The sequence below is a fragment of the Legionella lytica genome (assembly GCF_023921225.1).
GTDB classification, from domain to species: Bacteria; Pseudomonadota; Gammaproteobacteria; order Legionellales; family Legionellaceae; genus Legionella; species Legionella lytica.
Genome location: NZ_CP071527.1, coordinates 82,783 through 95,298, shown reverse-complemented (window position 1 = coordinate 95,298; position 12,516 = coordinate 82,783). Strand labels below are relative to the sequence as shown.

Genomic DNA, 12,516 nt, shown 5'->3' with positions numbered 1-12,516 from the left:
CATCCAGGCAACCTTAAGTTTGGTTTGGCCTGGATGAATCTTAGTTCAGGATGACGTACCTTCTTTAAATTGACGGCTGTAAATAAAGTTAAAAACGTAAAACACCATCCAGATAAATGCCAACGATAAGAAAAACAAAGACATTAAACTGGTTTGTTGGATATGGAAAAAATCCCGCAGAAAGTGACTTAACGAGCTACTGACCAAACACCATAAAAGAATAAATAATACTAATGAAATGAGTGTATTAATAAAATTTCTAATGCCATAAAAATGTGATAAGGCCCCAGAATCAACAATGCTTAAAGAAAAATATTGAGCCAACGCGTAACAAACAGAACTAAAAAAGCTACCCAACCCAATGAAAAAACAGCTTAAAAAATAATGCTCTCCAAAAAAAGCAACCATACACAAGTTAAATAACAAACCCAATGCAGCCAGGTGAAAAAGAATACGATAATTAAAACGCCTGAATAGTGAAATTGAAAATAAATTACCCACAAGCATACCCACACCGGCAAAAGAAAGAATTACCCCTATTTGCGAGACTGAAAAATACAAAGAGTAAAAAGGAATGATCATAATGGCCACTAAATTAAGCCACATAAAATTTAGGCTATATAAATACAATATCGATTGTCTGCTTACATTGAGCTCAACTCCTTGTGATTGAAATTGCGACTGCAATGAAACATTCTTCTGTAAATTCCAATGCACTAATAATAAGAAAATGCGATAAATCAAAATAACTGCAATAGAGGTAATTAATAAACTAGCAAACGATAATTGATGGAAAAAGAAGCTACCGATAAGTGGGCCAATAATATATCCCAACGTATTTGCAAGTCGCGTGGTAGTAATGACAAAAGGTAAATCTGTGTAATCACAATAAGTTGCCGTTACTTTATCAAAAAAAATAGACTCCATTGAGGCTAAAAAAGCAACACAAGCTAGAACAATGAGCAAAGTATCCAGAGGCAGTTTGTCCGTTAAAATAATAAACCAAAACCCCAGAAATAAAATTAAAATAAAATCAAGACAGTGCTTTAATGCGGTAAATACATTCGTATTTTCCAGCAGCTTAGGAACAATAAAAAGCAAAACCACTGTAGGCAGATAAATTAATGCTCCATAAAGCGGAAATTCCTCCAGCGTAATGTACTTCTGTAATAAGGTATTCAAGATAAAAAAGTTGAATACCTTAAATAAAACCGTCAATAATCCATGGTTTGCCCAAATTTGTAAGAATTGCTTTTTATTCATGCTTCAACATCCCTAGGATAACGCAAGTAATGCTTGATGGTTATTTTCCAAAAGTGCAAGCATGGATAAGCCATCCCGAAGCATTGCTTCATTTGCCAAGGAATAACAAGTCAAAACCCAAAAAATCCATTTAGCCGCAGAAATATAAACATCAATGTCATTAATCGCTAAAGGCCGTGCATAAGCATCTCTAAAGCATTTTGCCGCAGTCATATCTAAATACGGTTCATCACCATTTTTTTGCAGAACCCAGCTGGTAACCGTATCGATAAAATCGATTTCTGCACGCATCAAGCAAAAATTTTCCCAATCAATTAGAAAATATTCACCCGCATTATTCCAAATAACATTTTTAGGTTTTATATCGGAATGACAAATAACTGATGATTTATCTTGTCCCAGGCGCAAAATTTCCTCAGGGGTTACCCTTGCATACACTCCACTTAACAAATTTTTTAAAGGGTTATTCAAATATTGTATCGCTAGTTTTTCCACTAAAGCCAAGCCATGACTAGCGACCAGATTTTTCCAGCAACTAGCAAAGAAATACGATTTAAGATTAAAAAAATCCCTATTATAATGAGACAGTTCGCTTCGATGTAAGGTAGCGAGCACTTGCGCAATTTCCCTTTTTTGAGCGAGATTAAGATGAGATGGTTCTTTATTTTCGCCGGGAACGAAATGCATCATGTAAAATACAAGATCATCATATTCCTGCACAAATGAATTATTTATTGAAATCAACCTGGGGGATGCTATCTTCTTAGTAATGTCATCGATATAAGCCGTATGTAACATAAAGAAATTAATCAGTTCTGCATGATTTAACTGATATAACTCTTCTAATTTATCTCGATTTATCATTTTTATGGTGGCTGTTATTTCGCCACTCTCTTCTCGAGCAAAATACAGCGCCCCTGACATATTTTCTGATTCTTTTATTAGAACGGGATTTGAAAAATGGCGTTCTCGTAAAAAAGCCCCTAGACTGGATTCAATAGGTTGATGCATAGTTGTTTCCTTTTATTACAAAGTTAAAACCTTATTAAAAACCACTCATTCGGTTCCTAAGCCTCCCCCTCTCTAAAGCCTAAATTCAGCTACTCATAAGTTTAAAAACCAATAAAATGAGGTTTGAGTAATTATAGATCAATTTGCGTGGTTTTTTTTGATTTCCCCTAAATATTGAATTTAAAAACAAATATTCATTTTTAATGCCGCATTGCACAATAAGGTTAAAAAACAACCTGGATTTGTATAAATTTTGTGCTACCTTTAAAAAGCAATACCGCTGTTAACAGAGATGAAAAATGAGCCCAGATGTAATCAGTACAGAAACCATCATCGACCGACTAAGAAGAAATGCTCAAAACACTCCTGATAAAGCTGCTTTAACATTCCTTACTCAGAAAGAGAACATTTCTTTATCCAATAAAGCATTACTAGAACAAATCGAGCATTTTGCAACGCGAATTCTAAGGCTTGCTGAGCCTGGCTCACGGGCAATTATTTTATTAAATCCGGGAATAGATTATCTGGTATCCTTTTTAGGGTGTTTACTCGCCGGAGTTATTGCAGTTCCTGCATATCCTCCCACCAACAGTCGCCATAACATTAGATTATTATCGATTATCGAAGATGCTTCTGTGCAAGTGATTATTACTTCTGCTGCGGTAATTCATCGCCTAGATTTTAATGAAGATAATAAAACACAAGTCCTCATTGTGGAGGAAAAAGAAGATACCACGCCCTCCTTAACCCAATTTCCTGCGATTTCAGATAAAGACGTAGCCTTTCTACAATATACCTCTGGCTCTACTGGAAACCCCAAAGGGGTGATGGTAACCCATGGGAACATCATTGCTAATGCACAGTGCATCAATGAAAAATTAGATAGACGAGTGACCACGCTCTGTTCTTGGCTGCCTCCATTTCATGATATGGGGATGATTGGCTGTACACTTTTTCCTTTGGCCTACAATGGCCATGTGGTCAGCATGTCGCCCACTGATTTTTTGAAAAACCCATTAAAATGGTTAAAAGCTATCAGTGATTATCGCGCTGAATGTACAGCAGCACCTGACTTTGCTTACGATTTATGCTCCAGAGTTATTACCGCAGAAGAGAAAAAGGACTTAGATTTAAGCTCATGGCTTTTTGCAGTTAATGGTTCTGAGCCAGTGAATGCTGAGCATTTAAAACAATTTAGTGAGGCATTCGCAGAATGTGGGTTTAGCGCGAATGCGTGTCATCCCTCCTATGGTATGGCCGAAACCACCTTGTTGATATCAACCAAAGAAGTGGGTACTAAAACAGTGCTCATGCGAGCGAATAAGCAAGCATTTCAAAATAACATCATTAGAGAAGCTCAAGAAGATGAAGAGCATGTTCTTTTGGTTGGCTGCGGTACGCCCTATAGTAACTACGACTTAAAAATCATTGACCCTTCCAGTTTGGACATTTTGCCTACGAATAAAATTGGGGAAATTGTTGTTCATGGTGACTCGGTTACGAAGGGATATTGGAACAAACCCCAACTGAATCAAGAAATTTTTAACCTAAGATTAAGCACTGAAGACAAATCCTTTTTACGAACCGGGGACTTAGGTTTTTTAAACCCCAATGGTGAACTGTTTATAACTGGACGTCTTAAAGATTTAATTATCATTCGTGGGCAAAATCTTTATCCTCAAGATATTGAGCATTGTGTTGAAAAGAGCCATTCCTTGTTAATAAAACATGGTGGTGCTGCCTTTGTTATTGAAAAGGAAAATAATGAACCCGAATTAATCCTGGTTCAGGAAGTGCATCGTAGTGCGAAACAATTCGATGAAATTTTTTCAGCAATCTTAGATTGTTGTTCCCAAGAGTTACCTGTATTGCCTAGTGAGATTGTATTAATCAAACAATCATCATTACCCCGAACCTCTAGTGGCAAAGTGCAACGTAGCGGATGCAAACAAGCTTTTCTAGCGAAGCAATTGCACGTATATGCCCAATGGCAGCGAAAAGCGCTCCAACCAGAACAGCAAGTGCCTAGCTTAGCTAATGCGCATGAAAAAAACAGTCTAACCTCATGGATGAAACAATGGCTAGCCAGTAATTTATCGCTGCCACTGGAACAAATTGATGTTCACAAGAATTTTTCTTACTACGGCATGGATTCCGTAAGCGCAGTGCAGTTTACCGCAGCTCTGAGTCAATTGATAAACCAAGAAATCAACCCTAGTTTATTATGGTCCTTTACCACTATTGACGCTTTAGCAAGCCATTTGCTCCCTGAGGCTCATTCGCCTACGCCACACAATGGGCAGCAACACCACCAAAAACGCTTTGAGCCGGTAGCAATCATCGGTATGAGCTGCCGCTTTCCTGGAGGTAGTAACAGCCCACAAAAATTTTGGGAGCTATTACAAAGTGCTAAAGATGGAATCAGCAACGTTCCTTTGAGTCGTTGGGATTCTGAACTTTATACGGCACAACCAGGTGTTGCGGGAACAATAGCCACATCTAAAGGCGGTTTTATTGATAATATTGATCAATTTGATGCCGCTTTATTTAATATCAGTCGCCGTGAGGCAGAAGCGATGGATCCGCAACATCGTCTGTTGCTGGAGTTAACCTGGGAAGCACTTGAGCGTGCAGGTATTGCTCCCTTATCTTTAGATAATACTGATGCAGCTATTTTTATTGGGATTGCTTCAAATGACTACAGCCAATTAGCACATGATACGGCACACCATAATACGGATGCTTATTATGGTATAGGTAACGCCCATAGTGCAGCAGCTGGACGTATTGCCTATTTTTTAGGAACTCATGGTGAATCGATCGCCGTGGATACTGCATGCTCCTCTTCATTAGTCGCTGTATTCAATGCATGTCAGGATTTACATGAAAAAGGCTATAGCTTAGCGATTGTGGGTGGAGTGAACATCATTCTCGATCCGTCTTTAAGTGTAAGTTTTTCTCAAGCAGGCATGTTATCACCTAATGGCAAATGCCAAGTCTTTGATGCCAAGGCGGATGGTTATGTCCGTAGTGAAGGATGCGGTGTGCTCATCTTAAAACGATTAGCCGATGCGCAACGAGATAAAGATCCTATTTTGGCGGTGATTCAAAGTGCAGTAGTTAATAGTGATGGCCACAGTAATGGTATTACTGCGCCAAGTCCTAAAGCCCAACACGATTTAATTAGTAAAGCCATCCAGGCCGCAGGAATTTCTCCTGATGCAATTGATTATATTGAAACTCATGGTACCGGTACACGCTTAGGTGATCCCATTGAGTTTAATGCGCTGAAAGAGGTTTTTGCCACTGGAACACGCCAAAAGGATCTATATATAGGTTCGGTGAAAAGCAACATTGGTCATTTGGAAGCGGCTGCTGGTATGGCCGGTCTTATCAAAACGATTTTGATGTTACAGCATAAACAAATTCCAGCCAATTTGCATTTTGAAACCGTCAATCCGTTAATTAACTTAGCCGCTATTCCTGCACAAGTACCTACAAGCTTACAAGCCTGGGAACCTGGCATGCAAAAACAAATACGTTATGCAGGGGTGAGTTCTTTTGGTTTTACGGGAACCAATGCGCACCTTATCCTTACTGAGGCCCCAACTGCCGAGATAGTGACTGGCTCTGCGGATACACCAGAAAGACCAATGCATGTCCTCACTTTATCAGGGCATACTCCAGAGGCTTTAGCAGCACAACAAGCACGCTTAGCAGAATTCGTTCAAGGCGAAACGAGCCTTGAGTTAGCCAATGTATGTCATAAACTTGCTCTTGGCCGCAGCACTTTAGATTATCGCTTGGCTTTTCCAGTACAAACTCATGAGGAATTAATTGAGAAATTACGCACAACAATGCCAACCAATAAAGCTGCAGAAATAAATACAGCGAAAACCGCCTTTTTATTTACAGGGCAAGGTTCTCAATATTCAGGAATGGGCTGGGAACTTTATAATACTCATCCTTTGTTTAGGCAAGAGATCGATCAATGCAGCCAAATATTGGTGGATTATTTGCCTGAACCTCTGACTAAAATAATGTTTGATCCAGAGAAGGCATCTTTATTAAATCAAACTCAGTATACGCAACCCGCGTTGTTTGTTCTGCAATATGCTTTAGCGCAATTATGGATGAGCTGGGGAATTTTGCCAACAGCGGTTATTGGTCACAGCGTAGGTGAATATGTCGCGGCAACTGTAGCTGGGGTTATGAGTTTAGCCGATGGGTTAAAACTTATCGCCGCCCGCGCACGACTCATGCAAGCTCAACAAAAGGGCAGTATGCTTAGCGTGAATGTGGATGAAACTCAAGCTCAAGCGTTACTGCAAGAGTTTAAAACACAGTCTCCGGAGGCAATCTTAAATATTGCTGCAGTAAACAGCATCAGCCAAGTGGTATTTGCTGGCGAAGATGAAGCCATTTGCCAATTAAACCAGCAATGTCAACAACAGGGAATCCGCACCATTGAGTTGCAAGTGTCTCATGCTTTTCATTCCGAGCTTTTGCGCCCAATGATTGCTGAATTTAAGCAAATTGCCACAACCATTGAGTACCATACACCGAAGCGTGTGCTTATCTCTAATGTTAGTGGTAAAGAAGTTTCCGCCATCAACGCAGAGTATTGGGCCGAGCATGTCCTTGCTACAGTACAATTTAGTACAGGAATCAAAGAATTAATTTCAGAAAACTATCAAACCTTTATTGAGGTGGGACCTCAACCTGTTTTATTAGCCTTTGCCAGACAACAGACAAATCGCTCACAACAGGTTTTATGGCTTGCTTCGCTTAGAAGAAATCACCCTGATTGGCAAATCTTATCTGATGCGGTCGCTCAACTCTATGAAAACGGACATAACATTAATTGGCAGGCTTATGATGCTCCGTATGGATTCTCAGGCGATGCAAAACAGTTACCTACTTATGCGTTTCAACATCAATCCTATTGGCTGGCAGGGGGACAGAAGACTCCAGAAAGTAGCGCCATAAATCGAGGTTTAAGTCAGGCACTTTATCAGCTGGAATGGAAGCCATTAGGAGCACTGCAGCCATTAAGTAGACCGCAAACACAGACTGGAAAATGGTTGGTTTTTGCAAATCAAGATGCAGAAAGCCAGAATATGATAGAGCTCTTATCCACCTATTTACCAGAGATTGTGCAGGTACACCCAGGAAGAAAATTTGAGTTGTCTCAAGACGTAGCCGTGATCAATCCTGCTGAGCCAGAACAGTTTGCAAGCCTGTTAAGTAGACACGCAGAAATTCAAGGTATCGTCTATTTATGGGGCTTAGTTGGTACTGAGTTTTTCCAGGAACAGCAAATACAATCGCTAACTTGTGATGATATTAATCAATTAATTAAAAACTCCTGTGTCGGCTTGCTACATTTAGTGCAAACACTCATGCTGCACAAACAACAAGCCAAGCTATGGACCGTAACCAGAGGAACAACCACCGTAGCCCCTCGCTCCTTACCGCTCTTTTCACCATTAGTCGGTATGGGAAAAACATTGGTGCTTGAATACCCTGAACTGGATTATCATCATTTTGATGTTGAGCTGGAAACCACGACACAAAACGCAGCCTTACAACTGCAACAATTGCTTGCCCAACAGCAAGATGAAGCCATCCTTGCCTATCACAACGATTCATTATACGTACCACGAGTCACTCCTGCATTATTGCCTCCGATCACCAACAAAAAAGCATTAATAAAAAATGCCTCTTATCTCATTACTGGTGGACTTGGCGGCATAGGCTCCGTTTTATGTAAATGGCTGATTCAGCAAGAAGTAAATTCGATTATTTTACTGGGAAGACGTCCATTAAACGATGAAATAACCGCAATGCTTAATCCCTTGCGTGTTGAGGGTATAAGCATAAACTACATGCAAACCGATGTAAGCGATTGCCAACAACTGCGTCAAACGTTAATGGAAATCCAAAATACGCTGCCTGCAATTAAAGGAATTTTTCATGCCGCCGGCACTTTAAGTGATGGCTTATGGTCACAGTTAACCTGGCAGAATTTCGACCAAGTGTTCGCCGCAAAAGTACAAGGGGCTTGTAATTTGCACCACTTAAGTGTGGAGCTTCTCCCTGAGCTAGAACAGTTTGTGATGTTTTCATCACTCAGTTCTTTATTGGGTACCCCAGGACAAGCAAATTATGCCGCAGCGAATACTTTTCTCGATAATTTAGCCCACTACCGCGTGCAAGCAGGCTTGCCCGCACTTAGTATTAATTTTGGTCCTTGGCAGCAAGTAGGCATGACTCGAGATTTAGCACAATCTTGGTCGGCTTATGGTATTCACAATATTAGTGAAGCTTTAGGCTTAGCCGCATTAAAACAAGCCATGTCAGGGTCTTTCACCCAGTTGTGTTTAATGCCTAATAATATGGCGTCACAGCGAGCGCATTTACCTCGTTCCTATAAAAAATTATTGGCCGAGATTATTCCTGCAACTGAAGAAGCTCAACACGCATCAACGAAGCAACAGAGTCAAGACCTGATAGTGCGATTAAAGAGTCAACAACCGGAGCAACGGGTCACTGAGTTAACAGAATTTTTCATGAAAGAGGTTCGTAGCATTCTTCGATTAAAAGAAAGTGACCCCTTGCCAATGAACACCAACTTATTATCACTGGGTATGGATTCAATTCTGGGCATGGAATTAGTACGTCAGCTGCAATCCAAATTGTCGCTGGAAAATTTAAGCATCCAAGCCTTGCTGTTTGAGGACCGCTCACTGGAAAATGTAGTTCACTTTTTGAATGAAAAAATAGGTGATGCCGCAGTGCAAGTGCTTGCAACACCATCAACAGCAGTAGCGCCGCACCACTTATTGCAACTATCGGTGCAACAAACCCGTATTTGGAAGCATATTCAAGATCAACCCACAAATCCTATTTATGTAGTGACCAATCAGTTCCAACTTGAGGGTCCTGTGGACGTCGCTATTTTGGAAAAAAGCATTCAGCAGGTTATCGAACGACATCCGATGCTGCGTTACAGTTTTCATATTTCAATGGGAGCACCATTTCAATTTTGCCATGATGAGGTTGATTTTAAATTACACTACGTTGATCTTCGTACCTTAGAAGAAGGAGAACAAACCCAAAAAATAAACCAATTGCTGCGAAAAATAAGCACTCATACCTTTGACTTGAGTAAAGCCCCCTTATTGGAAAGCTATTTGATTCAACAAACTGACGAACGTTATGTTTGGGCCGTCAGTGTGAGTCATTTATTAACCGATGGTGGCAGCAGTTTGATTCTGTTTGAAGATATTCTGCATTTTTATGCACAAAATCAAAATCGCACTACGCAAACCTTGCCTGTGGCTACACCGTATGAAGATTTCGTGGATTGGCAATTAACCAACGTAGTTGATGGTACTTATGAAAAATACGTTGCTTTTTGGCGTGATACCCTACAGAACTATAATCCCCCGCTATTGCCTACGGATAGACCTTTACCGCAGCAAGCATCCACGTTTGGAGCAAAAGAAGCAATTACTATTTCTACGGAATTACTTAGCAAACTGCAAAATTTAGCGAAACAAAGCCAAGTAACGCTGCCTAATTTACTGCTTGCAACCTATGCATTAGTGTTGGCGCAATTTAGTAAAACAGAGCAAGCCTTTGTTACTATGCTTTGTGCTGGACGAGAAACTGAAAAATACCAAACAACGATGGGTAATGTGGCAAATGAACTGCCGCTGATTATCCATTCAGCTCCTACAATGAGCTTCATTGATATGGCCAAACAATTACAAAATGACTTAGTTCAGTTTTTTGAATATCAGTACATGCAACCAGAACAAATTGCAGCACTTGATTTACCAGTACCTGACGTGTCTTTTGACTTCCAGCACTTGACTATCAAACCAATTGATCCTGGCTTTAAACTGAAGCCATTAACTCAGAAAGATACCAGGATACCTCTTTGGGGCTCTAGCCCGCGCAAACTATCATTAAAATTTAATTATGATAGAAGCTTACTGACTGGATATCTTAAGTATCGAGTCGACCTATATGATCGTGAAACTATTTATCATCTGGCTACGCAGTTTCTGAAGATAATTGAGGAGGTTGTCGAGAAACCTGAAAGTACATGTGACAATTTAGCTAATTTGTGGAGCTAATTATGAGCAAGTCATACCTAATAAAACCCCCTTTATCAATATTCAAGGAGTATGATATTCGCAGTAAAGTTGGCGAAGACTTAAATGAAAACACTTACTATACCTTAGGGGTAGCGATTGGAAGTGAACTACAAGAGGTTCACGGATTACACACCCTCTTACTGTCTCGCGACAGCCGTGCAAGTAGCGATGCACTTGCAGAGTCCTTGATTAAAGGTTTATTAGAAAGTGGTACTCAAGTCATCGATATTGGCTGTTTACCAACGCCAATAATGCATTTCGCGATGTATGATTTGCAATGCCACTCTGGATTGATGGTGACTGCGAGCCATAATCCAGCAGATTATAATGGCTTAAAAATGACCTTAGGAGACCAGAACTACTATGGGGATAGGCTCTATGCTTTATACCAACGTATTATGGATGAAAAATTTTTAATTGACCGAGAGGGACGGGGAAAGCTGATTCAATATCCCTCGGAACAAATCATTAATAAATATATTCGCCTCGTTAAAGAGCGCACGGGAAACATTAAAAAACTTCGCATTGTGGTCGATTGTGGCAATGCTGTAGCTGGACATGTGGCCCCTCAATTATTAAGCGCCTTAGGTTGTGAGGTTATTCCCTTATATTGTGACGTACAATCCAGCTTTCCCAATCATCATCCCGACCCGTCCGTAGAAGAAAATTTAACTAGCCTATGCCGAATGGTGGTGGAACAACATGCAGACTTAGGTGTGGCTTTTGATGGCGATGGTGATCGTTTAGGTATTGTGGATAACCAAGGCTGCATCATTCCTTCCGATTATTTGCTGCTAGCTTTTGCGGATGCCTTACTGAAAAAAGAACCGAATACAGGCGTGGTATTTGATATTAAATGTACCCAACATTTAACTGAACACCTCCTCGCCAACCAAGGACGTCCGATCATGACGCGAACTGGTATGGCCCATATCATGTCAAGTATGTCAGAACATACAGCCGCAATCGGTGGTGAATATTGTGGACATTTCTACTTCCATGATCGCTGGCTGGAATATGATGATGGTATTTATGCTGCCGCCCGAGCACTAGAGATGTTAAGTGAACAGCAGGAAGATAGTCATAATTTTTTTGAAAAATTTCCTAAATCCTTAAGTACTAGTGAATTAAAAATTGACATTGAAGAGCAGCACAAAGACGAGTTCATGAAACAGCTGATTACCCATGCTCCGATGTACATAGGAGGAGAACTGGTGCAGATCGATGGACTGAGAGTAAAACATGCTGATGCCTGGGGACTGGTTCGCCCATCCAATACAGGACCTTATTTAACTCTGCGCTTTGAAGCAACGACTTATAGTGCCCTGCAAAACATTAAAGATTTGTTTGGCAAATTAATTACGACCATTAATCCTTCATTGGTCTTACCTTTTTAATGAGACATTATGGATAAAGAAGTACTTGCACTCTTTGATTTTGATGGGACATTAACTACGGGCCTGCCAAGTCGGCTACTTTTTTTAAACTACTTGGCCGGTTTACCGAAAATGCTGAGTAGTGTAGTGTCGAGTTTTGCTTACTCAACAAAAGGCCAGGAACACTTAAGTTGGCATAATTATCTTGATAGCCTTATTTTAAAAGGTCGAGACAAGCAGGAGCTCGATAAGCAGGCCTTGCAGTTTATCGAACAAGTACTTATCAAAAAATTACGTAAAGAAGCGATGGACCGTCTCGAGTTTCATCAGCAACAAGGCCACCGCTGTATTTTAATTAGTGGCGGTTGGGATATTTACCTGGAACCCTTAGCCAAAAAATATCAGTTTCAACACCTAATTTGTACCGAACTAGAATTTGATACACAGAGTAATAAAAGCACTGGCCGTATGCGCAATAATTACTGTACCGGACAACAAAAGGTTGATGAATTTATAAAACAGTATGCTGTTCGAGAGAACTATGAGCTTTATGCTTATGGAGATAGTGTTCATGATATGGCTTTACTCAATTATGCCGATCATGCTTTTTATCGATGTTTTGAGTGAATACATAAAAACAACATTGAAATTTATGCACTAATTACCACGGTCAAACCGTGGTAATTAGTGCATAAATT

The 12,516-nt window shown here is 40.2% G+C and carries 5 protein-coding genes; 3 read left to right on the top strand and 2 right to left on the bottom strand.

The window, feature by feature from the left end:
- Nucleotides 1–45: 45 nt before the first annotated feature.
- Complete coding sequence (locus tag J2N86_RS00275) at nucleotides 46–1,263, bottom strand: MFS transporter (protein ID WP_252580152.1); 1,218 nt, start codon at nucleotides 1,261–1,263, stop codon at nucleotides 46–48.
- Between the two features lie 12 nt (nucleotides 1,264–1,275).
- On the bottom strand, nucleotides 1,276–2,274 hold the full coding sequence (locus J2N86_RS00270) for an aminoglycoside phosphotransferase family protein (RefSeq protein ID WP_252580151.1): 999 nt from the start codon (nucleotides 2,272–2,274) through the stop codon (nucleotides 1,276–1,278).
- A 299-nt stretch (nucleotides 2,275–2,573) separates the two neighbouring features.
- Here J2N86_RS00270 and J2N86_RS00265 point away from each other — a divergent pair, with 299 nt between their 5' ends.
- Genes J2N86_RS00265 through J2N86_RS00255 form a run of 3 tightly spaced genes read left to right on the top strand, consistent with a single transcriptional unit; the run spans nucleotide 2,574 to nucleotide 12,445 of the window.
- Nucleotides 2,574–10,421 carry a type I polyketide synthase gene (locus J2N86_RS00265; protein WP_252580149.1) on the top strand — a complete coding sequence of 2,616 codons (7,848 nt, stop codon included), beginning with the start codon at nucleotides 2,574–2,576 and terminating at the stop codon, nucleotides 10,419–10,421.
- 2 nt (nucleotides 10,422–10,423) lie between these two features.
- Nucleotides 10,424–11,839, top strand: coding sequence for a phosphomannomutase/phosphoglucomutase (locus J2N86_RS00260; RefSeq protein WP_252580148.1), 1,416 nt, complete (start codon nucleotides 10,424–10,426; stop codon nucleotides 11,837–11,839).
- Nucleotides 11,840–11,848: 9 nt separating this feature from the next.
- Nucleotides 11,849–12,445 carry an HAD family hydrolase gene (locus J2N86_RS00255; protein WP_252580146.1) on the top strand — a complete coding sequence of 199 codons (597 nt, stop codon included), beginning with the start codon at nucleotides 11,849–11,851 and terminating at the stop codon, nucleotides 12,443–12,445.
- Nucleotides 12,446–12,516: the final 71 nt, after the last annotated feature.